Below are 24,573 nucleotides of genomic sequence, written 5' to 3' on the forward strand. Positions count from 1 at the left end.
TGCGGAAATATAGGATGTAATGAACTAAAATCCTTTGCGTAAGTAATCGAACATCGTATCCAAATAGTGATCGAACGTAACCGCATCAGGCGTTTCCGGTTCAGGTTCACCCGATAGCAGCACGTTCATACTCCCGTCAAGCAGCGGCAGAACAGCTCCGAATACGGCGCCGACGAGAAGATGAGTGTATCCTTCAGGATAACGTCCGCGGGACAGATCGCTTATCGTTTCCTGTGCCGTTACTTGCAAGGTGTGAAGTGCGCTGAGAATGTACGGCTCAAGTGTCGGGCTTTGCTTAGAAAGTGAAATAAGCAGTTGCAATTTCGATAGATGCTCGGTTGTCAGCTGCAGCTTCATTAAATTGTACAGAATATCCAGCGGAGGCATATCCTCATGTAAACTTCCGATCCAATCCTCGACTTTATCGGCGCCTTTAAAGATGACAGCGGCTATCGCCACTGCTTCCTCCTTGCAGGAATAATAATTCGCGAACGTTCTTCTAGAGTATCCGGCGCGCTGCACAATATCCTCGACGACGAATCCGTCCAACCCTTTCTCAAGCGCAAGTGCGAACGCAGCATCGGCTAACGAATTGGCTGTAGCTTCTCTTTTTATATCGCGCAAGCTTTGTTTGTTCATCATACATTCGCCTAAGCGCTCACCTCATTTCATATCTATATTATTGCCCAATGGGCAAACATGCACAATGAGCAAGGTGTTACAGATTTGTGGCGATTGACGGCAAGCGGTACACACGGCCTTTACGGAGGCAATAGCAAATGATATTGTTTAGTTTAGTTTAGTTATATTTCAACTAATTATCGCTTAATATTTTACTAAAATGTGTTGACTGAGTAATTTCCAAATGATAAATTTAAATCAATTCATCAATTTCATTGTAAATTGTTAAGTTTGTTTAGTTGAATGTGGATCCGTTGTGAAAAAATGAAGCTCGGTTTCGTGGTTTGAGGAGGACGTAAAATATGACATTTAACGAGAAAACCCATATCGGCATCCTGCTTAGAAGCGATGCAGCACGTGAAATTATGATTCGACGAATACCGTCTCTGCTCACTGCACCTGAAAATATGTTGTCCATGATAAATGGTTTAACCTTGGAGGCATACAATCAACTTAGCTCAGGGGACTCGTCGAAATCGGACTGGCTGGCGGAAACGCTGGCCGAATTGGCCGTAATACCAGCAAATCTACAGGCTGCTCCATCAGAACCGGATATCGTTCCAACCACCGAGTACGAATCGGCCAGCGTTCCGGCAGCCTCGGCAGCCGTTATAGCGCCTGAACAAGGAGAGCAATGGGACGTATATGAAATTATGTTCAAAGGTCCGGCACATGGAAATCCTTATACAGATGTTACCCTTGCTGCAGCATTTCATTCCGGCGAGAAGACTATTCAGCAGGCTGGGTTCTACGACGGCGATGGCGTATATCGAATCCGTATCATGCCTGGCTCTCAGGGAGAATGGACGTTCCGGACAAGCAGTAATGCGAGATCGCTTGACGAGATTGAAGGCAGCTTCCGAATCGGCGAGCCAACGCCTGGCAACCACGGTCCGGTGAGGGTGAAGGATACGTTCCATTTCGCCTATGAGGACGGCACAACCTATCTGCCTGTAGGAACAACTTGTTATGTGTGGACCCACCAGGGAGAGGAATTGGAGCAACAGACTCTAAGAACGCTGCAGGATTCACCGTTCAACAAACTAAGAATGTGTGTATTTCCAAAGTCTTATGATTACAACTCGAACGAGCCGATCTACTATCCTTTTGAAGGTTCATTGGAGGAAGGCTGGGATTACAACCGGTTTAACCCGGCATTTTTCCAGCATCTTGAGGAGAGGATCGCTGATCTTGGCAGGCTGGGTATCGAGGCAGACTTGATTCTGTTCCATCCTTATGACCGCTGGGGCTATTCGGACATGGGTTCAGCTGCCGACAACCGTTATCTTCGATACATTACCGCTCGGCTTTCCGCCTACCGCAATGTATGGTGGTCGCTGGCGAACGAGTACGATTTGATGTGGACGAAATCCGAGGAGGATTGGGATCGTTTTGCAAAAATAGTTACGGAGAATGACCCGGTCGGTCATCTTATTTCGAACCATAACTGCTTTAGCTTATATGATTTCAGCAAACCTTGGGTCACGCATTGCAGCATACAGCGTATCGATGTCTATAAAACGTCCGAATCAACGAACGAATGGCGTGCAAAATGGAACAAGCCGGTCGTCATTGACGAGTGCGCGTACGAGGGAGACCTTGAGCATGGTTGGGGTAATATTACCGGTGAAGAGATGACCCGTCGCTTCTGGGAGGGAGCGGTTCGGGGCGGTTATGTGGGGCACGGGGAAACTTATGTAAACGCGGAGGAAATTCTATGGTGGTCCAAAGGCGGCAAGCTGACGGGAACCAGCCCGGATCGGATCGGTTTCCTGCGCAAAGTGACAGAAGATAGCCCAGGCGGCGTGCTGAATCCGCTGCACTCCAACTGGGACGTTCCATGCGCGGGAGTTGCGGATGAATATTATTTGTACTATTTTGGTTTTTATCAGCCGCGTTACCGCAACTTTAATCATAAGCCTGGAATCAGTTATAAGGCGGAGTTAATCGATACGTGGAACATGAAGATCGAGCAGCTTCCGGGAACGTATGAAGGAGAATTCCGTATCGAGATGCCGGGCAAACAACACATGGCCATCAGATTGAAGAAAGCTTAATCGTTCAATAAAGGCTGCTGCAGAGTCATTTCCAATGATTTTGCAGCAGCCTTTGTTCATTTTGAGTCGGAAATCCCAGGGGAAAAGGTTGGGCATGATATAAAAAGTCGTCAAAATACAAATCAAAAGTCGGAATTATGTTAGCTGACTAACAAGTTTTGAGTTATAATTTAGGAAAGAATGAAGGATAAGGAGGTGTAGAATGGATAATGACAGATCGGTTGCGCTAGAGCTTAGAACGGTAAGGAATTTGTTGAAACGGCAGGTTGACGGGTTCATTCACTATAAGTACGGCGATCAATTGACCGGCATGCACGGGTGGGCGTTGAAGTTTTTCGTCGATAACCGGCACAAGGAGATTTTCCAGCGCGACTTCGAGAACCACTTCCAAGTTAGACGCTCGACCGCGAGCAAGATTTTACAGCTAATGGAGAAGAATAATCTTATTGTCAGACAATCGGTTGCCTACGACGGGAGGTTAAAGCAAATCATTCTTACGCCGATGGCAATTGAGTACTGCGAAGCCATTTTTGGCAAGTACGTCGAATTAGAGCGTGATTTAAAGAAGGGTTTGTCGCGGGAAGAGCTGGATACGTTTTTTAATGTGATTGATAAAATCAAAAGCAATCTGGAGTAGCAGCCGCCCTAGTTGTTGGAAAGGCTTAAATTAAAGTAATATAGTAATAAAGCTTATTGTTCAAATATAAGAAAGTATAAATTACTATTTATACTGTGCTTATATTTCACCGCGAAACGTTAGCTGTTGCCGCCGAAGGATGGCGTCAGCCGTTTACGCTTGCATAGCTAACAATTACAGTAGAGAGAGGGCGCGTTCGGTAGATGCTTAAGATCTTAAAGTATTTTAATCCGAAAAATGTGTGGTTTATTATCATCAGTACCGCTTTTATTGTGCTCCAGGTATGGCTCGACCTGAAGCTTCCCGATTATTTGGCCGAAATTACGAAGCTAGTGCAGACCGAAGGCAACTCCTTGAGTCAGGTCTGGGAGCCGGGCGCCTATATGATGATGTGCGCGATCGGAAGCTTAATCGCTTCTTTTATCGTCGTCTATCTCGTGGCGCAGAGCGCCGCATCGCTTGCTAAGCGACTAAGAGGCCTGCTCTTCGATAAGGTCGAATCGTTCTCGATGGCCGAGATGAACAAATTCTCGACAGCGAGCCTTATTACTAGATCGACGAACGATATTACGCAAGTGCAGACGATCGTGGCGATGGGTTTGCAGGTTATGATCAAAGCGCCAATTCTGGCCGTCTGGGCCGTTGTGAAGATTTCCCACAAGAGCTGGCAATGGACGCTCTCTTCCGGCGTTTCGGTCGCGCTGCTTCTGCTCATGATCGCAATCGTCATCTTGTTCGCCATGCCGAAGTTCAGAGCGATTCAAGGATTAACCGATCAATTGAACCGGGTAACGAGAGAAAGCTTGACCGGTCTGCGAGTGATCCGCGCCTATAATGCGGCTCCAAGCCAAGAAGTAAAGTTCGAACACGCGAACAAGGATTTAACCGACGCGAATTTGTACACAAGCCGATTAATGGCGTTAATGATGCCGGTCATGAGTCTCATCATGAGCGGATTAAGCCTCGCGATCTATTGGATCGGCGCTTATCTGATCGATGGGGCGGATGCGGCGCATAGGCTTGGCTTGTTCAGCGACATGGTCATCTTCTCTTCCTATGCCATGCAGATTGTTATGGCCTTCATGATGCTGTCGATGGTATTCTTCATGCTGCCGCGGGCATCGGTATCAGCCAAACGTGTAATGGAAGTATTGAATACGGAACCAAGCATCAAGGACGGCAGCTCGAAATCATCAACCCAGGCTAAGACCGGTGAGATTGAATTCCGAAATGTCAGCTTCAAGTATGCCGATTCGGATGAATACGTGCTTCAAGACATCAGCTTCGTTGCGCGCAAGGGCGAGACGGTTGCGTTCATCGGCTCGACGGGCAGCGGCAAGAGTACGCTCATGAACCTGATCCCGAGATTTTATGACGTGACGGACGGAGAGGTGCTCGTAGGGGGAGTGAACGTCAAGGATTACTCGCTTCGGGATCTGCACAACAAGCTGGGCTATGTCCCTCAGAAAGCAGTATTGTTCACCGGAACCGTGACATCCAACGTCGCTTATGGCGATAACGGGAAAGCTACGGGTTCAGCGGACGATGTGAAAAAAGCGGTAGCGATCGCTAAAGGCACAGAGTTCGTCGAGAAGCTTGAAGGCGGCTACGAGGGAAGCGTCTCGCAAGGCGGAACGAACTTGTCGGGCGGCCAGAAGCAGCGGCTATCTATCGCCAGAGCGGTGTTCCGCAGACCTGATATTTATATTTTCGACGATTCCTTCTCTGCGCTTGATTACAAGACGGACCGCCAGCTGCGCTCCATGCTGATGCAAGAAACAGCGGAAGCTACCAACCTGATTGTGGGACAGCGAATCGGAACGATCAAGGATGCCGATCTGATCCTCGTTCTCGACGAAGGCAGAATCGTAGGAAGAGGCACGCATCAAGAGCTGCTGCAGACCTGCGAGGTCTATCGTCAGATCGCTAACTCTCAGTTGTCGAAGGAGGAGCTCGAAATTGGCTAAACCACAAACTGCAACCAAACCAAATATCGATTTCAAAGGCACAATGGGCAAGCTGGTCGCGTATTGCAGACCTTACCTTCCTCTTATTGTCGCTGCTTTGCTCTTGTCCGTTGTAGGCACGATATTTACGATTATCGGACCAAGTCAGCTGGAGGCGATGACCGATCACATCACCGCGGGTTTAATGGGTGAGCTTGATATGGACGCGATTGCCCGGATCGGGATTCTGCTCTCCGTCCTGTACGGATTAAGCGTCGTCTTCTCGTACTTCCAAGGCTTCATCATGGCTACGGTAACGCAGAAGGTATCGAAGAGCTTGCGTACGCGCATTTCGGGGAAGATCAACAAGCTTCCACTGAAATATTTCGACTCTAATAGCAACGGTGATGTGCTAAGCCGCGTGACGAATGACATCGATACGATTGGTCAAACGATGAATCAGAGTATCGGGATGCTCGTAACATCCGTTACGATGCTGGTCGGCTCCTTGATTATGATGTTCATCACGAATGTATGGATGGCGCTCACGGCGATCTTGTCGACCTTCCTAGGATTTGCTTTCATGACCGTGATGATCAAAAAATCGCAAACGCATTTCGTCCACCAACAAGCGAACTTGGGCGCGATGAACGGCCACGTCGAGGAAATCTTCTCGGGCTACGATGTCGTTAAGGTCTATAACGGCGAGCGGAAGGCAAAGGAAACGTTTAACGAAATTAACGATAAGCTATATGAAAGCTCATGGAAGTCGCAATTCCTATCCGGCTTGACGATGCCGCTTATGATGTTCGTCGGCAACTTCAGTTATGTAGCGGTCTGTATTGTCGGCGGCGCATTAGCGATGAACGATCACATTTCGTTTGGTGTCATCGTCGCTTTTATGCTCTACGTAAGGTTGTTCTCGCAGCCCCTTGGGCAAATCGCGCAGGCCGCGACAACGCTGCAATCGACTGCTGCCGCTTCCGCGCGAGTATTCGAATTCCTGGAGGAGAAAGAGCTCGAGGACGAGAGCGGAAAAACGAAGGTGCTTAAGGACGTTAAGGGTCAAGTCGATTTCCGTAACGTTACGTTCGGTTATAATCCCGATAAACTGATTATCCATGATTTCTCGGCTCGCGCTTTGCCTGGCCAGAAGATCGCCATCGTAGGCCCGACGGGTGCGGGCAAGACAACGATCGTCAATCTGCTGATGCGTTTCTATGAGTTGAATGGCGGGGAAATTGCAATCGACGGCGTTCCAATCCACGAGATTCCTCGGGAAAACGTGCATGAGCAGTTCTGTATGGTGTTGCAGGATACATGGCTGTTTGAAGGGACGATCAAAGAAAATATCGTCTTCAATAAGCAAGGCGTTACTGATGCGATGGTGAAGGACGTCTGCAAAGCGGTTGGCATTGACCATTTCATCCGGACATTGACGCATGGCTACGACACCGTATTGAACGAGCAAGTGAACCTTTCCGCAGGACAAAAGCAGCTAATTACAATTGCCCGGGCTTTGATCGCGAATGCGCCTCTACTCATCCTCGACGAGGCGACGAGCTCCGTCGATACGAGAACGGAGCTGCTCATTCAGGAGGCGATGGACCGGCTGATGTCGGGACGCACCTCGTTCGTCATCGCGCACAGGCTGTCTACGATCAAGAACGCAGACATCATTCTCGTCATGAAGGACGGCGATATTATCGAGAGCGGCAACCACTTGGAATTGCTTGCGGCGAACGGCTTCTATGCTGATCTGTACAACAGCCAGTTCGAGCATGATGAAGCAGCCGTGTAATAAGCGACGTATCGGCTTGACAACCGCACGGTTTCAACGTATATTTTGATGAAATGAATATAGTGAGGTTTTCTAGGGTTCCGCGGCAGGAGATGCCGGTCAGGTCCGAGAGAGAACCCGCAGCCAGTTGGCTGCGACACGGAAGGATAAAAGCCTGGGAGATAAACCGCGCAATGCGGTTTATTTCTCGGGCTTTTATTTTTTTTCATTTAATACGCCATACTAATGGCAATATCAAGGAGGAATGAATGATGAACAAAACGTGGTTATCGGTCGTAATTGCAGCGGTATTCGAGGTGGGCTGGGTCATAGGTTTAAAACATGCGAGCAGTATTTTGGAATGGACAGGAACGGCAATCGCTATTTTTATCAGCTTTTATTTGATGATCAAGGCTACACAATCTCTACCGGTAGGCACCGTATATGCAGTATTCGTTGGTTTGGGGACTGCCGGGACAGTAATAGCTGAGATTCTGTTGTTCGATGCTGAAGTCCAAGCGATGAAAATGGTATTGATCGCTCTATTGCTTCTAGGGGTGATAGGCTTGAAGCTGCTTAGCAAAGAGAAGAAGGAGGAGGTGAAAGGCGTATGAATTGGGTCTATTTGATAATGGCAGGCGTTTTTGAAATGTTTGGTGTAGTCCTTATTAATACGTTCAATCAAGCTCGTAATTGGAAACCATTAGTTTTGCTGATCGCAAGCTTTGGCCTTAGCTTCCTATTGTTGTCGCTAGCGATGAAGACGTTGCCGATGGGTACGGCTTACGCGGTATGGACGGGGATCGGCGCTTCTGGCGGCGCCATACTCGGCATGCTCATTTACAAGGAGCCTCGCAGTTTCTTAAGGTTACTATGTATAGGCGTTGTGTTGGGGGCTGCGATCGGCTTGAAGCTGGTCGGTTAAGTTACGAGGTTGAACCTTTGCCTCTCCAAGATGAAAACCTCCTCAACTCTCTGGTAGAATAGATATGAGGGGGCGCTTACAATGGACTTTCAAACCGATATTTCCGATGATTACGCCAGACAGAAAGGGAATTCCGTACTATCGTATTTGTTGGATTGCGTTCGCGGCGGTCGCCGAAATCAAATCGAGAAAGAGCTGAGTAGCCCGGATTTTCAAACCCACATGAAGCTGATTTTTAGCGATCAGTTGTCCTTTACGTATATGGTTGTTCAATTTCTATGGCCTCAAATCGTACGTTCAGCCGTAGAAGGCGGGATGTCGGAGATGGAGGCATCCGGCATTTACCGGAACTATATCCATAAGGCACAACATGCCAAATCTGTACAAACTTTATTAGATTTGCATCATCAAGTTTTTCTTGAGTATGCCGGCAAGGTTGCCATTGCCCAAAAGGATAACTGCTATTCTCCGTTAGTCCGGAAGTGTCATCATTATATTAAAGAACATCTGTACGATTCTCTTACCGTCAGCGAAATCGCGGAAGCGTTGCACTTCAGCCGAAGTCATCTTTCTCATGTGTATAAACGAGAGACGGGAGAAACGCTTTCTGATCGTATTCGTAAGGAGCGGATTTCCGAGGCCATGCAACTTCTCGAACATACTTCACTGACATTGAACGATATTGGACAAAAACTTGGCTTCAGCTCACAAAGTCATTTCACCGATATATTCCGGAGGGAAACGAGGATCACGCCTCATCAATATCGTCTCCAACCTGAGCGTAAGCACAATAACCTAAAATAAATGAGTAAGTTTAAAATAGAAATAGACCATCTCCTTAGAGGAGAATGGTCTATTTTTTATTTAAACTTTGAAAAGTTAACGTACAAATCTGATATTTAAAGCAACATGCTTGTAACGTTATTAATTCGAGGTTTGCTACAGTTGAGGTGTCAAAAATATATCAAATAGTCGAGGTGTCGCAAATGAAATTTAAAGATAAAGTCGTTGTTATTACCGGGGCTGCTGCAGGTCTTGGAAAGCAAAATGCCATCCGTTTTGCCAAAGAAGGGGCAAAGGTAGCTATTTGCGATATTCAAGAAGCGAAATTAAAGGAAACAGCAAAGCTGTGTGAGGCAGAAGGCGCAGAAGTATTAGCATTAATGATTAACTTAAAAGAACAAGAGCAAATGAAGCAATTCGTGCAGAAGATTCAAGAGAAATTTGGGCAGGTAGATGTACTAATAAATGGGGCGACTTCTTCAAACTATATGGTGTCCTTTCTCGATCAAACCGTTGAGGACTTAGATCACTCCTTGAAAACGCAGCTTTTTGCAACATGGACGATGATGCAGCTATGCCATCCATTAATGAAAGAAAATGGCGGGTCCATTATTAATTTCATCAGCAATGCCGTGCAAGGCTTGGATGGATATGCGTCGTATACGGCAGCTAAAGGCGCTGTTGGCGCACTGACTAAGACTGTCGCTAAAGAGTGGGGTAAATATAATATTCGCGTGAACAACATAAGTCCAATAGCGATAACGGATACGGTCATTAATGACTCTCCGAAAGAGCTGTACGATGTCATTATGACGGAAGTGGCGAAGTCCAGCCCCTTCAATAGAGTTGGAATACCAGAAGATGATGTTGTCCCCGTTATTTTATTTTTAGCATCAGAAGATAGCAGATGGATTACGGGACAAGATATACGCGTTGAAGGCGGCGTAGATATTCACTGGTAAAACCATACGGAGGTGTATCTAAGTGAAAGCAGCAATTTACAAAGGTGTTAAGGAAGTTGTCCTCGAGCAACTTCCCGATCCGGTTTGCGGAGAGGATGATGTCGTCATTCGAAATTTGGTTTCGGGCATTTGCGGTTCGGATATCGCTGCTTACAATCACGGCGGCGAGAAAGTTATGATCTGGCAGAACAGCGAGTTCGGCCATGAAATGATCAGCGAAGTAATTGGAGTTGGTCGTGATGTAAAAGACTTCGCAATTGGCGAACGCGTGTATCCTTATCCAACCTTCGCCAAAGGGGACTTGATGCGCTCCGCGACGATAGGAGGCTTCTCCGAGAAAGTCCTTATTCCAGGTGCCAAGCTGAATCATAGTTTGTACAAAGTGCCCGCCGCCATTACGAATAAGACGGCAGCAATGATCGAACCATTTACTGTCGGATTCTTCGGAGCCAAACGGGCGGAGCCGAAGCCTGGGCAGACCGCGGTCGTGTTCGGTTCCGGAATCATCGGGGTTGCAGCTGCATTCGGTTTAAAAACTCGCGGAGTTGAAAAGGTGATGGTTGTTGATATTAGCGACTTCCGATTGGATATTCTCAAGCAATATAACTTCGAAGTCTGCAACTCGATGAAGGAAGATCTGGGCGAGAAGCTATTCGAAGTGTTTGGCGAAGAAAACGAAATTTTCGGCAAGAAGGTGAACGTTGATATCTTTATTGATGCCGTGGGTATCGAGCAAATTCCGCAGCAGTTCCAGCAATATGGCAAGATAGGAGCGAAGCTGGTCATCATCGGCATTCACCATACGCCACGCGTCGTCGATCTGCAGAAGATCACCATGAGCAGCCAAAATATTATCGGCAGCGCCGGTTATGAGGAAGTTAATTACGTTTTGGATTTCATGGAGTCGAAGTCCTATAACCTAGAGCATCTTGTCACCCATGAGTACCCGCTGGACCAATTCGAAACTGCAATCACGGCAGCAGCAAATAGCGGAGCTGGGCTGAAGGTCGTTATTAATTACTAAATCTCTTTCGGATAACGGAAAGCGAAATGAAATAGGGATTAAAAGTTTGAGCGAAAAGCATCTGATCCAAGGAAGGCTACACCCTTGACTCAGGTGCTTTGTTTGTTCGTTTGTTTGTTTGGCGAAAGTCTGTAAACCGTCATTGAAAAAGTCGTCAAACCGTTAGATAGAAAGTAGTCTGTCCGCTACGATGAAGACAGGATGAGGATTTCTTACTCTCTTCAGCGAAATGTCGATCGATTTTATGAAATACTTGGTGTTCATAAGAAAGGAGTCTATCTAATGAGTAAAAGAATTACTACCGTATTAGGGGACATTAAACCGGAGGAATTAGGGTTTACTACGGCGCACGAGCATGTATTGGGAGACATTTCCTTACTAAGCAGAGAAGTTATGAAGTATAAGGGTAGAATACCTGAGACGATGCTGGAGCTTCGTATGGAAAATCTGGCAGGTCTAAGGCAGGGAATGTCCATTTTTTCGGATGATTGTTCATTGGCCGGGGATATTGATTTCGCGGTCGCCGAGTTCAATGCTTTTAAAATGATTGGAGGAAAGGCTGTCGTCGATGCATCTCCAATAGGAATGAGAGCTCCTGCTGAACAGTTAAAAGAAGCCGCCCAAAAAAGCGGAATTCACCTTATTACCTGTACCGGTATTTATTACGCTGCCGCCCGTCCGGATGAATATATCGGAAGAGACGACAGGTTTATGTATGAGGTATTCAAAAAAGAAGTGGAAGAAGGAATCGATGGCAGCGATGTGTTGCCTGGTTTCTTAAAATGTGCGGTGAATACCATTCACGATGACGGTTCCATCGATAAGAGTGAGTTAGATGCGCTTCGCGCACAAGCAAGACTTTCGAATGAGACAGGTCTCTCTGTTCATGTTCATTCCGGCTACCCTATGACGAATGACCATATTTATGAGGTTGTAGACGTGGCTCTAAAAGAATGCGGTATGAATCCTGATCGATTGTTAATGATGCACCAGGATCAGTTTTTACGCAGAGGCTGCGAGAATCAAGCTTACCTTTACAATCCGGAAATCGGAAGAAACGTGAATACGGATTATATCGAGAAGATTTTGGACCAAGGTGTGTACGTCGGTTTCGATTCCTGGGGTTCATTGGTCTCAACACTTCCGGATGACTACGATAGATTGAAAGGTCTAGTTGCTTTATTGAAAAAAGGGTATGGATCACAGATTGTATGTGGCCATGATAGCACATCGAAGGCACATGGAAAGACGGCTGGCTCATATGGATATACTCGTTTCCCAGAAATGTTGGGACAGTTGCAGCAGTTCGGTCTTGGCGAGGAAATTGTGAAGCTTACTGTCGAGAATCCTGCAAAACTTCTAGCCTATTGATTGAAGGAGGACAACATGGGGATATTGGAATGGGAAAACCTTGAAGTATTGCATGTCAACAAAGAAGACGGATCCGCAACATCGATACCATACGATAACGAACGCGGTGCCCTGCTGGGTGAACCGTCCAAGTGGAAGCTTTGTTTAAACGGAGAATGGAAATTTCATTTTTCGAAAAATCCGAAAGAACGTCCCACAGATTTTTATCGAGACGATTATCCTACGGATCATTGGAGCACCTTGGTTGTGCCATCCTGTTGGGAGATCAAAGGATATGGTTTCCCGATATACACTAACGTTGCTTATCCGAATCCGGTAAAAACAGATTCGCTGGAAGCGATCCCGAGCATTGATCATGACGATAATCCGGTTGGAAGCTACAAACGTGATTTCGAGCTGCCGTATTGGTACGACAAGGAAGTATTTATTCATTTTGCGGGCGTAAAGTCGGCATTTTACTTATGGATAAACGGGGAAAAGGTCGGATATAGTCAGGGTTCTATGACACCGGCGGAATTCAACATCACGCCTTATGTCAAGAGCGGCAAAAATAACGTGGCAGTAGAAGTCTATAAATATTCAGATGGAAGTTATTTGGAAGATCAAGACATGTGGCGTCTTGCCGGTATTTTCAGGGACGTCTTCGTGACTGGGAAGCCGAAGGTGGATATTCGCGATCATTTTATTTATTGTGACTTCGACGATAACTATGAAGATGCCTTTTTGAATGTCAGGGCAAAAATTACCAATTATCACGGTACGGATGTCAGCGGATATCGGATTATCGTTGGATTAACCGATGAAAATGGCGTTCCTGTCGGAGAGAGGGAGCTTGCGTCCAAGGAGATTTCTATCGGTGCAAGACAGGAAACGACCGTCAAACTGGAACATCAGATTCTGAATCCGCGAAAATGGTCTGCGGAAACGCCGAATCTATATAAAGTTCTATTGACGCTAATGGACGACAATCAGGAAGTCGTGGAAGTTCGTGCGACGAGTTTCGGATTCAGAAAAGTAGAAATAAAGGATGCTCAGTTGTTCGTGAACGGCAAACCGATCATGATTCGCGGAGTAAACAGACATGAGTTCGGTCCCGAGTATGGGCATTCGATTTCGGTAGAACTGATGGAGAAAGACGTACGATTAATGAAAGCCTACAACATGAACGCGGTTCGGACAAGCCATTATCCGAATGCGACGGCATTTTACGATCTGTGCGACCGGTACGGCATATACGTGATGGACGAAGCGGATGTGGAGACTCACGGACTGCGGGAGAGCATACCTGGCAGCGATGCGAGATGGACGAAGCCTTGCGTGGACAGAGTCGTACGAATGGTGGAAAGGGACAAGAATCATCCGTCCATTATCATATGGTCGCTTGCGAATGAATCGGGCGACGGCGATAACTTTAAGCTCATGAAGCAAGCCGCGCTCGACTTGGACCGTACTAGACCGATTATTTATGAAGGAGATCGACACGTAGCCTATTCGGACATGTTTGCGCAGATGTATGCGCCGCCTGAGAGAGTAGAAGCCGTGGGGCGCGGAGAAAGAGTGCTTTCGGAAGGCGATCCGACGTATAAGGAGAAGGAAATTTATGTGACGGAGACGGAATACGGTGACAAACCGTATCTGCTTGTGGAATATGCCCATATCGTAGGGAATAGCTTGGGGAATTTCCAAAAATATATGGATGCTTTCGAAAAATATCCAAGAAACATCGGCGGCTATATTTGGGATTTCGTTGACCAAAGCATCCTGAGAAAAACAGAAACGGGCGAAGATTTTTGGACCTACGGAGGCGATTTCGGAGATGAACCAAATGACGGTAACTTCTGCGGAAACGGTGTGTTTGCAGCCGATCGCACCCCTCGTCCCGCTGCTTATGAAGTGAAAAAAGTGTATCAGGAAATTAAGGTCCACGATTTGGATGTGGCCAATGGCCGAATCGCCGTCGAAAACAAGTACCGCTTCCTGTCGCTGGACTTTGTGGAATTGAATTGGACCTTGCTGGAAGAAGGCTTGCCTATTGCACACAATACAATAAGCCATATTTCCGTGGATCCTATGGATACGTCAGAGGTTACTCTTCCTTATTTGAATGTTGAATATAAGGCCAATAAGGAATATCATCTTTCCGTTGAATTTGTCCTGAAGGAGTCTCTGCCTTGGGCGCCCAAAGGTCACATTGTCGCGTGGGATCAGTTTGAATTGCCATTATCTCTCCGGGTTATGCCTGAAGCCTACGAGGGGAGAGGGCAGCTGGCGGTTATCGAAAATGAGGGTGAAATCGAGATTGCGTCCGATAACTTCTCTATCACCATCAGCAAGGAAAGAGGCGTCATTGAGAAGTACGTATATAAAGGCATTCCAATGCTTAGCGCTCCCATCGCGCCTAACTTTTACCGCCCGACCATCGACAATGATAACGGCGTTGTTCGCATCGTTACGAAAATGATTCAAAGGCTGGAGAAACAGAACGACCCGGCGAACCAGGGCCAACTGGAACATATGAGGAATGCACTGCATGGGGTTAGTGACCGGGTGTGGAAGGAAGCTGAAGCGACTCGTAACGTACAAGAAGTTCATTGGAGCAAAGAACATGAAGCGAAAGTAATCGTCCATGTTACGTCCGAGGTCAATATCGGTCAAGAACCTCTTGAACTGGAGTACACGATTTATGGCAATGGGGAAATCGATGTGCAGCAGACGTTGACGCCAAACAAAGAACTCATTCGCTTCGGAATGCAAATGCAGATCCCAAGCCGGTTCGATCAGATGACATGGTTTGGCAAAGGTCCGCACGAAACGATGTTGGACCGACAAACCGGGGCAGCCGTTGGCCAGTACTCGTTGAAAGTTTGCGATTCGATTCATACGTATTTAAAGCCGCAGGAAAACGGTAACCGGACGGATGTGAGATGGGTCTCTTTTACTGATTATGGGGGGCAAGGATTGCGGTTCATGGATATGACCGGTACCCTGCTGTACGTAAGTGCGTGGCCCTATACGATGGAAGAACTCGATAAGGCCACTCATGTTCATGAATTGCCGATTCGAGACGATATCATTACGTTGAACATCGATTACAGACAACGCGGGGTAGGCGGCGATTTGCCTGGAATCGCCAGCACGCATGAGGAGTTTACGTTAAAGGAAAATAGGCTATATCGATATGCTTACAGAATTACCCCTTTGATCAAGGGTTATTAAGCAGGGGTGAAGGAGCTGTTCCTTATGGGACGGCTTCTTTTTGTTTTCCTGGAAACCAATAAAGTCGTAAAAGTGCTACTTCCAAGGTCGGCAAAGTGTTAGTTAGCTTTTGTAGGAAGGATTATTATGATGTTAGCATCCTAACATTGAGAGGTGAGAGTATGAAACTGCCCAGTGCGATCAGCTTTGAAATTAAAATACTGGCCAATATGATCAAGCGGAAGTTGGACGACGGCGAAAAAGGGCTGACGGGTATGCAGGGCTGGGTGATTGGCTACCTCCGGTCAAATGCGGACCGCGCGGTGTTCCAGCGCGATTTGGAACGAGATTTCAATATCCGCCGCGCAACGGTAACGGGCGTTCTGCAGCTGATGGAACGGGACGGCCTTATCGTGAGGGAAGCCGTAGAACACGATGCCAGACTGAAGAAGATTACCCTGACGCCGAAAGCAATTACGCTCCATGAGCAAGTCATCAGGCGGTTCAATGCGTTCGAGATTGATCTGCGCAGCGGATTAACGGAAGAAGAGATCGCAACGTTCTTCACGATCTCGGAGAAGCTAAAGAAAAACTTTTAAGCGTGCCGTTATGGTTAGGACGCTGATAGTAAGGGGGGTTGTTATGAAATTGATTTTTCGTTATTTAAAACCGTTTGCGCTATCGATTGCGGCATGCATCGTATTTCTGTTCATTCAAGTATCGAGCGATTTAGGGCTGCCCAAACTTATGAGCGATATGGTCGATACCGGCATTCAAGCAGGGGGAATTGAGTCGGGAGCACCTGTTGCGATTAGCGATAACGGGATGGAGTTGCTGAAGACGTTTGCGGGCGAACAGGACGCAACTGTGCTCGATGCGGGCTACGTCTTGATTCGTGCTGGAACAGACGAAGATATCTCGGAACGGTACCCGATATCCGAAGCGAAGGATATTTATAGGCTAGTCGGCGATCCGATCAAGGGGCTTGGAGATGCTTACACTCGCGCGGTCTATGCATTAGTCCTTACTTTGCAAGACATGCCAGGAGGCGAGACGGTGAATGCCGAAACGGCGAAAGAGAGGACAACGAACTTGGAGTTGGAGCCGCTGTACGCCATGGCGCCGCGGTTAACGGAGCGCCAATTATCCGGAGAGCTTGACGCCTATATCTCGGCGGCCGCGGAGGACGAATCCATGGCAGGCTCGCAAGTCGCGTTAATGTTTACTCGTCTATTCTACGAAGAGATGGGCGTCGACCTGAAGCAGTATCAGCGCGAATCCATTATCGGAACGGGACTGAAAATGATCGGGGTTGCGCTGCTCGGCGGTTTCTCGGCAATTGTCGTGGGATGGTTCTCATCCAAGATTGGCACGTCCGTCGCCATGCGGATGCGACGTGACATCTTCGAGAAGGTTAGCCGTTTCTCGAGCGCCGAGTACGACAGTTTCTCGACGGCTTCGCTAATTACCAGGACTACAAACGACGTACAGCAGATCCAGCAGCTTATCATGATGGGACTGCGGCTTATGTTACTCGCGCCGATCATGGGCATCGGCGGCGTAATCCTTGCCATACGCAGCAGTGTGTCAATGAGCTGGATCATCGCGGTGGCGGTCGTCTCCATCGTAGGCATGATTCTTGTCTTGTTCTCCTTGTCCGTACCGAAATTCAAAATTCTGCAGACGCTGATCGACAAGCTGAATCTGGTCAGCCGGGAAAGTTTATCCGGCATAATGGTTATCCGGGCGTTCGGTAACGAGCGTTATGAGGAGACTCGGTTCGAGCAGGCTAACGAGAACTTAAGAAAGACGAATCGGTTCGTTCAGCGAACGATGGTTTTCATGCTTCCCGCGATGACATTGGTAATGAATCTGGTTACGCTGCTTATCATTTGGGTTGGAGCGAAGTCGATTGCGGCATCGGAGCTGCAGATCGGCAATATGATGGCGTTCATGCAGTATGCCATGCAGATCATCGTGTCGTTCCTGTTCTTATCGATGATGTTTATGATGATCCCCCGGGCGATTGCTTCCGCCGAGCGGATTCAAGAAGTGCTGGGTACGGAGCTGTCCGTCCGTGATCCTGAAGAACCGAAGACGCTAACGGATAGTGTTGGGCTAACCGTTGCATTCAAGGGCGTTTCTTTCAGCTATCGGGATGCGGAGAAGCCCGTCCTGGAAGACGTCAGCTTCACGGCAAAGCCAGGCGAGACGACGGCCTTTATTGGAACGACGGGATCGGGGAAATCCACGCTAGTGAGCCTTCTTCCCCGCTTTCACGACGTGACGGTAGGGCAAATTACGTTGAACGGCATCGATATTCGAGACATCTCTCAGCATGAGCTGCGCGAAAGCATCGGTTACGTGCCGCAGAAAGGTATTCTATTCTCGGGGGATATCGCTTCCAATGTTCGGTACGGCAAGGAGGCAGCCGATGAATCCGAAGTCGTGGTAGCATTGGAAGTTGCGCAAGCGATAGGCTTCGTCGAAAAGCTGGAGGAGGGGATCGCGACCAAGGTCGCTCAGGGAGGGACGAACGTGAGCGGAGGGCAGCGGCAGCGTCTGGCCATCGCTCGTGCTCTCATCAGGAAGGCGCCAATCTACATTTTCGATGACAGCTTCTCGGCATTGGATCTGAAGACGGATGCAGCGCTTAGAAGGGCGCTGAAGTCCTTCACGGCGAACGCTGCCGTCCTGGTCGTGGCGCAGCGCGTGAGCACGATCAAGAACGCGGAGCAGATTATCGTTCTGGATAAGGGACGTATAGTCGGAATAGGCACACATCAGGAACTGCTGGAGAACTGCGCGGAGTATCGGGACATTGCGGAGTCGCAGCTTTCGAAGGAGGAGTTGGCATGAGGAATTCCAAGAGCACGGCGAAGGATTTCAAAGGCGGGATGAAGACGCTATTGTCTTATCTGACGCCATTCCGATGGCGGCTGGCGGCGGTAGCTTTCCTTGCCGTGGGCGCTACTCTATTCGGCATCGTCGGGCCCAAGATCATGGCAATGGCGACCGACGAGCTGGTGGCGGGCATCTCCCGTATGATGAAAGGAGAATCGGCAGAGATCGACTTCGGTCTTATTGGCATGATCGTTCTTTGGTTAACGGCACTCTATTTGCTAGGAGCGCTTTTTAGTTACATGCAGGGTCATGTAATGGCGGAAGTCGCGACGAAGATTTCGTACAATCTTCGGAATGCCGTCATGGGCAAAATCAATCGGCTGCCGCTCGGCTATTTCCATCGGAACAGTCAGGGCGATGTTTTGTCCCGGATGACAAACGATGTCGATACGCTGGAACAGTCTCTTAGCCAAAGCATTACGCAGCTGCTCGGTTCTTTGGCCATGGTCATCGGCGTTACGGCGATGATGCTGACGATCAGCTGGCAGCTTACGTTGATCGCCATCGTGATGGTACCGATCTCGATGTTATTCGTCATCGGTTTAGTGAAATCGTCTCAGAAGCATTTCCGCCATCAACAGCAATATCTGGGTCGCGTGAACGGTCATGTGGAGGAAATGTACGGCGGCCATGTCGTTATGAAAGCATTCAACGGGGAGAAGAAAGCACTCGGGCAATTCGACGCTGAGAATGAAAAGCTTTCCGAAAGCGCGAGGAAAGCCGAATTTTTCTCTGGTTTAATGATGCCGCTTATGATGTTCGTAGGCAATCTTGGCTTTGTCGTCATTAGCATTATAGGGGCAACGATGGCGGCCCAAGGTCGGATCAGCATCGGCGATATTCAAGCGTTTATCCAATATGTTCGGAACTTTACCCAGCCGATCACGCAGATCGCGAACTTGTCGAGCCAGCTTCAGCGTATGATAGCGGCGTCGGAGCGGGTGTTCGAGTTCCTTGGCGAACAGGAGGAAGAGGAAGGTGAGGTCGTAGCGTTAGCAGATCAAGCCGCCATCCGTGGCCATATCCGTTTCGAACACGTGAAGTTTGGCTATGAGGCGGGGAAGCCGATTATCAAAGACTTCTCCTTGGATGTGCTGCCAGGTCAACGTGTGGCGATCGTCGGTCCGACGGGTGCAGGCAAAACGACGATCGTCAAGCTGCTGATGCGCTTCCACGATCTTGACGGCGGAGCTATATTCATTGACGGCCATGACCTTACGTCGTTCGAACGGCACGATATTCGCGCGAAGTTCGGTATGGTGCTGCAGGATACATGGCTGTTCAACGGCTCCATCATGGACAATATCCGTTACGGCAGCTTGAGCGCGACAGACAAACAGGTTGTTGAGGCAGCGAAGGAGGCGCAGGTAGATCATTTCGTCCGTACGCTACCCGAGGGGTACCGGATGGAACTGAACGAGGAGACGAGCAACGTATCGCAAGGGCAGAAGCAATTGCTGACCATTGCGAGGGCGATTCTCGCCGACCCGAAGGTGCTTATTCTGGATGAAGCGACCAGCTCCGTCGATACCCGGACTGAGATTCTGATTCAGAAGGCAATGGATAAGCTGATGGAGGGACGAACCAGCTTTATTATCGCGCATCGGCTGTCCACGATTCGAAACGCGGATCTCATTCTGTGCATGAACGAAGGAGATATCGTCGAGCAAGGCTCACACGAGGAATTGATGTGGAGAGGTGGGTTCTACGCGAACCTTTATAACAGCCAGTTCGAGCATGCGGATGTCGAGGTGGCAGCGGGTTAACGGTTCTGTTCGGGTTAGGAGTGTAGTTGAACGATATAGGCAGTCAGGATTGTAGCAATTTCCTCGGGCGATTGCCTATAATCATTTAAGCTCCATTGCACAATAATGGAAGATACTCCCCCGGCTATAAAATAGGTCAAGCTACTTTCTTCGAACTCTTTCCCAGCATATGTACCAAAGATCTGCTGCATTATCACTTGAAGCGTTTGATTGAATTTCAAATACATTTTCATAACCGCCTGGTTGTCATTGTAAATCTCACATATCTCCAATAGGCTTTCAAAGAGTTGGATTTCTGAAGATGGATCAATTATTTGTTTTATCGATTGCAACGCTTCCTTACTGATTTCATCCACATACTCACTCAAGATATCCAGCGGAATCGAAAAGTATTTATAAAAAGTCGTACGGTTAATATCCGCCTTGCGGCATACTTCCGCAACGGTGATCTCATGAATGTCCTTGGATTCCATAAGGGAGATTAGCGCATGCCTGAGCGCCTGTTTGGATTGAATGATTTTTTTGTTCATGTTTGCAATCCCTTTCTGAGCAACGATTTTTAGTAATTCTGTCTATTTCAGGCGTGGATTGAGCTTTAAGCGTTGACTGCATCTGATAGAAATTATAGATTAGTTGCATAACGAAATCAACATATGTTGATTTCGATTACATTCTTAGGAGGTTTATCATGAATCTGATCATTCAAACGAATACGGGTCAAGTAAAAGGCGTTGAAACTGAGGGTATACGTGCCTGGTACGGCATACCGTTTGCGAAGCCTCCTGTTGGCGATCTGCGATTTAAGCGGGCGCAGCCAGTTGATTCGTGGGAAGGAGTAATGGAATGCACGAATTATGGCAATGACCCCATTCAGTATGTCGGCCAGCGCGAGAAGGAAGCCGAGGACTGCTTAAATCTGAACATATGGGCTTCCAAAGACGCCAAGAAGCTGCCCGTCTTGGTATGGATATACGGCGGAGGTTTTCATTTCGGTTACAATAGTGATTTAAGTTACGATGGAGCGCAAATGGCGGCAAGCGGCGAAGTTGTACGCGTCAATATCAACTTCCGCTTAGGACCGCTCGGATATTACGATTTCAATCAATACGATAACGAGTTATTCGATACGAACTGCGGCTTATCCGATCAGATAGAGGCTTTGAAGTGGGTGAAGGAGAACATAGAAGCATTCGGCGGAGATCCGGACAACATTACCATTGCGGGCGAAAGCGGCGGAGGCTGCGCCGTGTTCAATTTACTCGCGAGCCCTGCAGCTAAGGGCTTGTACCATAAGGCGATCGCGCAAAGCGGCCTTCCTCGTGCCAGCGGCGGCAGAGCGTTCACGAAGATCAGCATTCCCCAATACCTGAAGCATCTTGGCGTACAGCCTGATGACATCTCGAAGCTTAAATCGATGGATGTCGCCAAAATCAGGGAAGCGGGAGCAGCTTTCTACAACGAGTTCACGAAAGAGTACAGCGGAATGTTTATGCCGGGTCCCTTCTTCGGCGACGATCTGCTGCCCGAACGTCATTGGACGGCGTTAAAGAACGGCAGCGCGGACGGGGTTCCTGTTATAATCGGGTATAATCGCGATGAAGGAGACACGTTTGTTACGGATTCAGAATTCAATAAAGCTTGGTTCCCGTCATGGAATGATGTAGAAACCATGTTGAGAAACAACGGCAAGGAACATTATTTCAACGAGCTGAGAGCAGCCTATGTTCGTTTCGCCGAACCGAAAGGGCTAAGTGAATTTGTGAAAGATTATCTGTTCGCCATGGACGCTCACCGCTGTGCAGATGAGCAGTCGAAACACGGCAACGTATGGATGTACCGCTTCGACTTTGTGCCGGTTGCTTACAAGCATATGAAAATGGGCGCGGTTCATGCGGTTGAAGTTCCGTTCTCGTTGAATACGATCGATCGAGGCTACTTCTCCTATGCATTGAGAGGTACGCCACAGGAGCAGTTGGATGCTGTACGTAATCATATGAACGATTCATGGTTGAACTTCATGAGGACGGGCAATCCGAGCGGCGGAGAAGTGAACTGGACGAAATACGAGAGTGAAACCAGTATGCTGCATCTCTTCGATGGGGAGTCATCGAATCAGTCGATAAGAATCGATGATAAGGTAGTCAAGGTTTGGGAGAAAATCGGCTTGTTGTACGACAAAGAATAGAGCAAAAGCAGCCGCATCGAACCTTCGGGTTCGATGCGGCCACTGACGTCTAAGGGGATGGATAGGGATCACAGCATTTTGTTCAAACCTTCGTGCCGTACGATCCAAGTACCGTCCTGAGGAAAACCGGGAGCGAATGTATCAGGACTTCCCAGCCAGCCGCCTGCCATCATGGCGACCGCCGCCAATAAGCCCCCGTTGCCGGGCAGATAAATCGGCAGTCTGTTGGTCTGGTAATTGTGGCCGTTCGGCAGATAGATATTCTTAACCGCGTCCATCATGAGAAGATCAACAGCTAATTCGCCTTCGCCGAGTCGCGCTGCCGTCATGGCCATCATGGGATAGTCCCAGCCCCAGGTCGTATCCCAATTCCATACTCGGATGACTTCGTGCAGCGTCCGGCGCATCGTATGAGGATCCGTCATTAATCCCGGCAGTAAACCTAGTGCGGCGAGCATGGTAGGGTGGTCGTTTACGCCAGTCAGGCCGCTGAATGTGTCAGGAACCGTCTCGGCAGCAACATAAAGCCCGTCCACTACAGGTAGAGGAGACAAATTTTTTAGTACGTGATCCCAAATGTCCACTCGCGTTAAACCAAGCCGCTCTCTCCATTGGTTTGCTACGGACAAGCCGAAAGTCCAATAAGCAAGCTCGAAGGTTGGGTTCATAGTGACCGAATGATCGTAAATTTCCTGCGCCGGAGCAACAGGAGGTCCTAAAACATAACGTTTTTTCACGTCATCCCATTCCGCAAAGGAGGCCATGAAATCCGCGCTTTGAAAAACGATATCTGCATAACGTTCCAATGTGTCTTGATCGTTTCGTATGGAATACAGCAGTTCGGCGAAATAGATCGGATGGGGCTGCTGCCAAATCAGAAACGGCTCGATATAGCAGGGGGATTGAATGCCCTCCGCTGCAATGCACTTTGGCCAACGGGCACCTGTATATCCTTGTGATTGCGCGGTATCCATGGCTCTAGGAAGCATTTTTTGGTACCAATTCATATTATTTTCAAGCAATTCAGGACGATTCCATAAGGCAAAATGAACAGAGTGCCACCAATGCATCTCCAAGTGAAACTTACCGGCCCAGCTATTCATCGTCAGACCTGTTTCCTGTGGGGGAAGCGATCCGGATGACTGCACGGCAGTCAAATATTGTGAAAGCACGATCCGCCGTTCCAGCTCATGGGCGCGCTTGTCCTTGCTTCCTTCAAGTTCTATGGCTGCGCCGTTGTCCCAAAAAGCAGGCCAAAAGTTCTTTGTGCGTGCTAACACTTGATCAAATTCTGGAAGAGCAACGGTCGATGTTTCCTGAGAGAATCGAATAACGAATTCTAACTCATCAGTTGACGGACGTAACACAAGATGATGAGGATCGGCGGAATCACATTCAAGCGCGCCGTTTGACCATTGTGCTGTGACAAAATACCCGTTTTGATCCAATATTCGCCGGAGTCTGACAGATCGGTTTGTTGACGCATCGATCTCGGTCCTGTGTTCCTCCGGGCGATCCCATACCGCGCCTGATCCTCCAAAAGCTTCACTCCCGTAAGGAAATTGCAACGCCAGCTTGAGCTGACCTTTTGAAAGGAGATCTGATGTCACCTTAACGGCAAGAATGTCTTCTTCCGGATGGCAACACGTCAACACAGAAACAGCTTCGTCTGACAAATTGAAGTTGCTTGAGATGACGCCTGTCCATAGATCCAGCGATTGCTTGATATTTAGCAGGTTTTCTGGCAGTGCCGGTTCACCTGAAGGGAGTGTAAGAAGAAATTTGACCGCTCCAAGATGCAGACGATGCGGATTAAGTCGCAGCCATCTATATTCTTCACTAGTCTCATTATGCGGCATATAGGGATAACCAACTGTTCTACCGTTATATGTCGTGTAATTGGTTTTGGGGAATTTTTCTGTTTCATAGCCCTTTGGATTAGGTGAAGTGTGCCAACCCCAATTCGACATATGCCCAAGCGCGACACCGCCATTCTCGTACATCTCGGGAAAGGTTTGCAAACCCGTTGCGTCGACGGTGAAAGCGTAATTCCCGTTTCCCACAGTAAGTGAAGAAAAAGGATTAAAGCCTTGGATTATGGGATTATGGCGACGTACGAGTGATTTCCTATTTATGGTATACATATGTTTCATCCTTTCAAATTCCACTATAGAGATGTATCCGCTTACAACTAATATACGTTGGTTGAGAGTGCCCATAAAGAGTGGTTTTTAAGTTTCCACTAGGTCATTTTTTTGTTTTTTCTTCCACCGACCCTAACATGGAATGCCCCAAAAAATGCCCTAGTAAATCCTTAAATCCGCCTGTTTAAGAGAAGAACTGGTTGGGATATCGTT

The 24,573-nt window shown here is 48.1% G+C and carries 18 protein-coding genes and 1 riboswitch; of the genes, 15 read left to right on the forward strand and 3 right to left on the reverse strand.

Annotated features, from left to right (window positions below):
• Positions 1 to 24: 24 nt before the first annotated feature.
• Positions 25 to 639, reverse strand: coding sequence for a TetR/AcrR family transcriptional regulator (locus V8F51_RS18410; protein ID WP_337101827.1), 615 nt, complete (start codon positions 637 to 639; stop codon positions 25 to 27).
• 344 nt (positions 640 to 983) lie between these two features.
• Here V8F51_RS18410 and V8F51_RS18415 point away from each other — a divergent pair, with 344 nt between their 5' ends.
• The 14 genes from V8F51_RS18415 (at position 984) to V8F51_RS18480 (ending at position 20,031) form a co-directional block, all read left to right on the forward strand.
• A complete protein-coding gene (locus tag V8F51_RS18415) occupies positions 984 to 2,738 on the forward strand; it encodes a DUF5605 domain-containing protein (protein ID WP_337101828.1) in 1,755 nt (584 codons plus the stop codon).
• Positions 2,739 to 2,940: 202 nt separating this feature from the next.
• Positions 2,941 to 3,375 (forward strand): MarR family winged helix-turn-helix transcriptional regulator, encoded by a 435-nt coding sequence (locus V8F51_RS18420; protein WP_337101829.1) that lies wholly within the window; start codon positions 2,941 to 2,943, stop codon positions 3,373 to 3,375.
• Between the two features lie 203 nt (positions 3,376 to 3,578).
• The gene (locus V8F51_RS18425) at positions 3,579 to 5,342 is read left to right on the forward strand and encodes an ABC transporter ATP-binding protein (protein WP_337101830.1); all 1,764 of its coding nucleotides are present in this window, start codon (positions 3,579 to 3,581) and stop codon (positions 5,340 to 5,342) included.
• Positions 5,343 to 5,385: 43 nt separating this feature from the next.
• Positions 5,386 to 7,122 (forward strand): ABC transporter ATP-binding protein, encoded by a 1,737-nt coding sequence (locus V8F51_RS18430; RefSeq protein WP_337101965.1) that lies wholly within the window; start codon positions 5,386 to 5,388, stop codon positions 7,120 to 7,122.
• Between the two features lie 61 nt (positions 7,123 to 7,183).
• Positions 7,184 to 7,285: riboswitch (guanidine-I (ykkC/yxkD leader) on the forward strand.
• An 88-nt stretch (positions 7,286 to 7,373) separates the two neighbouring features.
• A complete protein-coding gene (locus V8F51_RS18435; RefSeq protein ID WP_337101831.1) occupies positions 7,374 to 7,715 on the forward strand; it encodes a DMT family transporter in 342 nt (113 codons plus the stop codon).
• Positions 7,712 to 8,026 carry a DMT family transporter gene (locus tag V8F51_RS18440; protein WP_337101832.1) on the forward strand — a complete coding sequence of 105 codons (315 nt, stop codon included), beginning with the start codon at positions 7,712 to 7,714 and terminating at the stop codon, positions 8,024 to 8,026. The genes V8F51_RS18435 and V8F51_RS18440 overlap by 4 nt, the downstream gene beginning before the upstream one ends.
• An 81-nt stretch (positions 8,027 to 8,107) precedes the next feature.
• Entirely contained in the window at positions 8,108 to 8,830 is a 723-nt protein-coding gene (locus V8F51_RS18445; RefSeq protein WP_337101833.1) for a helix-turn-helix transcriptional regulator, read from the forward strand.
• A gap of 182 nt (positions 8,831 to 9,012) precedes the next feature.
• Positions 9,013 to 9,771, forward strand: coding sequence for an SDR family NAD(P)-dependent oxidoreductase (locus V8F51_RS18450; protein WP_337101834.1), 759 nt, complete (start codon positions 9,013 to 9,015; stop codon positions 9,769 to 9,771).
• Between the two features lie 22 nt (positions 9,772 to 9,793).
• The gene (locus V8F51_RS18455) at positions 9,794 to 10,795 is read left to right on the forward strand and encodes a zinc-dependent alcohol dehydrogenase (protein WP_337101835.1); all 1,002 of its coding nucleotides are present in this window, start codon (positions 9,794 to 9,796) and stop codon (positions 10,793 to 10,795) included.
• A 282-nt stretch (positions 10,796 to 11,077) separates the two neighbouring features.
• Positions 11,078 to 12,166, forward strand: coding sequence for a hypothetical protein (locus V8F51_RS18460; RefSeq protein WP_337101836.1), 1,089 nt, complete (start codon positions 11,078 to 11,080; stop codon positions 12,164 to 12,166).
• A gap of 15 nt (positions 12,167 to 12,181) precedes the next feature.
• The gene (locus V8F51_RS18465) at positions 12,182 to 15,382 is read left to right on the forward strand and encodes a glycoside hydrolase family 2 TIM barrel-domain containing protein (RefSeq protein ID WP_337101837.1); all 3,201 of its coding nucleotides are present in this window, start codon (positions 12,182 to 12,184) and stop codon (positions 15,380 to 15,382) included.
• Positions 15,383 to 15,543: 161 nt separating this feature from the next.
• On the forward strand, positions 15,544 to 15,960 hold the full coding sequence (locus V8F51_RS18470) for a MarR family winged helix-turn-helix transcriptional regulator (RefSeq protein ID WP_337101838.1): 417 nt from the start codon (positions 15,544 to 15,546) through the stop codon (positions 15,958 to 15,960).
• Positions 15,961 to 16,003: 43 nt separating this feature from the next.
• Positions 16,004 to 18,220 carry an ABC transporter ATP-binding protein gene (locus V8F51_RS18475; RefSeq protein WP_337101839.1) on the forward strand — a complete coding sequence of 739 codons (2,217 nt, stop codon included), beginning with the start codon at positions 16,004 to 16,006 and terminating at the stop codon, positions 18,218 to 18,220.
• Positions 18,217 to 20,031 carry an ABC transporter ATP-binding protein gene (locus tag V8F51_RS18480; RefSeq protein WP_337101840.1) on the forward strand — a complete coding sequence of 605 codons (1,815 nt, stop codon included), beginning with the start codon at positions 18,217 to 18,219 and terminating at the stop codon, positions 20,029 to 20,031. The genes V8F51_RS18475 and V8F51_RS18480 overlap by 4 nt, the downstream gene beginning before the upstream one ends.
• 14 nt (positions 20,032 to 20,045) lie before the next feature.
• On the opposite strand, the gene V8F51_RS18485 is transcribed toward V8F51_RS18480, so the two are convergent.
• Positions 20,046 to 20,561: a TetR/AcrR family transcriptional regulator gene (locus V8F51_RS18485; protein ID WP_337101841.1), complete on the reverse strand. Its 516-nt coding sequence runs from the start codon at positions 20,559 to 20,561 to the stop codon at positions 20,046 to 20,048.
• 158 nt (positions 20,562 to 20,719) lie between these two features.
• Here V8F51_RS18485 and V8F51_RS18490 point away from each other — a divergent pair, with 158 nt between their 5' ends.
• Positions 20,720 to 22,216 carry a carboxylesterase/lipase family protein gene (locus tag V8F51_RS18490; protein WP_337101842.1) on the forward strand — a complete coding sequence of 499 codons (1,497 nt, stop codon included), beginning with the start codon at positions 20,720 to 20,722 and terminating at the stop codon, positions 22,214 to 22,216.
• Between the two features lie 68 nt (positions 22,217 to 22,284).
• Here V8F51_RS18490 and V8F51_RS18495 read toward each other — a convergent pair whose 3' ends face one another.
• Positions 22,285 to 24,369 (reverse strand): glycoside hydrolase family 65, encoded by a 2,085-nt coding sequence (locus tag V8F51_RS18495; protein ID WP_337101843.1) that lies wholly within the window; start codon positions 24,367 to 24,369, stop codon positions 22,285 to 22,287.
• Between the last annotated feature and the right edge of the window lie 204 nt (positions 24,370 to 24,573).

The organism is Paenibacillus sp. YIM B09110, from assembly GCF_037167145.1.
Taxonomy (GTDB): domain Bacteria; phylum Bacillota; class Bacilli; order Paenibacillales; family Paenibacillaceae; genus Pristimantibacillus.

Excerpts from the sequence above, each read along its gene's own strand:
- V8F51_RS18425 (WP_337101830.1), top strand. The coding sequence starts at position 3,579 with ATGCTTAAGATCTTAAAGTATTTTAATCCGAAAAATGTGTGGTTTATT.
- V8F51_RS18495 (WP_337101843.1), bottom strand. The coding sequence starts at position 24,369 with ATGAAACATATGTATACCATAAATAGGAAATCACTCGTACGTCGCCAT.
- V8F51_RS18430 (WP_337101965.1), top strand. The coding sequence starts at position 5,386 with ATGGGCAAGCTGGTCGCGTATTGCAGACCTTACCTTCCTCTTATTGTC.
- V8F51_RS18480 (WP_337101840.1), top strand. The coding sequence starts at position 18,217 with ATGAGGAATTCCAAGAGCACGGCGAAGGATTTCAAAGGCGGGATGAAG.
- V8F51_RS18475 (WP_337101839.1), top strand. The coding sequence starts at position 16,004 with ATGAAATTGATTTTTCGTTATTTAAAACCGTTTGCGCTATCGATTGCG.
- V8F51_RS18470 (WP_337101838.1), top strand. The coding sequence starts at position 15,544 with ATGAAACTGCCCAGTGCGATCAGCTTTGAAATTAAAATACTGGCCAAT.
- V8F51_RS18420 (WP_337101829.1), top strand. The coding sequence starts at position 2,941 with ATGGATAATGACAGATCGGTTGCGCTAGAGCTTAGAACGGTAAGGAAT.
- V8F51_RS18485 (WP_337101841.1), bottom strand. The coding sequence starts at position 20,561 with ATGAACAAAAAAATCATTCAATCCAAACAGGCGCTCAGGCATGCGCTA.
- V8F51_RS18490 (WP_337101842.1), top strand. The coding sequence starts at position 20,720 with ATGAATCTGATCATTCAAACGAATACGGGTCAAGTAAAAGGCGTTGAA.
- V8F51_RS18445 (WP_337101833.1), top strand. The coding sequence starts at position 8,108 with ATGGACTTTCAAACCGATATTTCCGATGATTACGCCAGACAGAAAGGG.
- V8F51_RS18465 (WP_337101837.1), top strand. The coding sequence starts at position 12,182 with ATGGGGATATTGGAATGGGAAAACCTTGAAGTATTGCATGTCAACAAA.
- V8F51_RS18410 (WP_337101827.1), bottom strand. The coding sequence starts at position 639 with ATGAACAAACAAAGCTTGCGCGATATAAAAAGAGAAGCTACAGCCAAT.
- V8F51_RS18440 (WP_337101832.1), top strand. The coding sequence starts at position 7,712 with ATGAATTGGGTCTATTTGATAATGGCAGGCGTTTTTGAAATGTTTGGT.
- V8F51_RS18435 (WP_337101831.1), top strand. The coding sequence starts at position 7,374 with ATGAACAAAACGTGGTTATCGGTCGTAATTGCAGCGGTATTCGAGGTG.
- V8F51_RS18415 (WP_337101828.1), top strand. The coding sequence starts at position 984 with ATGACATTTAACGAGAAAACCCATATCGGCATCCTGCTTAGAAGCGAT.
- V8F51_RS18460 (WP_337101836.1), top strand. The coding sequence starts at position 11,078 with ATGAGTAAAAGAATTACTACCGTATTAGGGGACATTAAACCGGAGGAA.
- V8F51_RS18450 (WP_337101834.1), top strand. The coding sequence starts at position 9,013 with ATGAAATTTAAAGATAAAGTCGTTGTTATTACCGGGGCTGCTGCAGGT.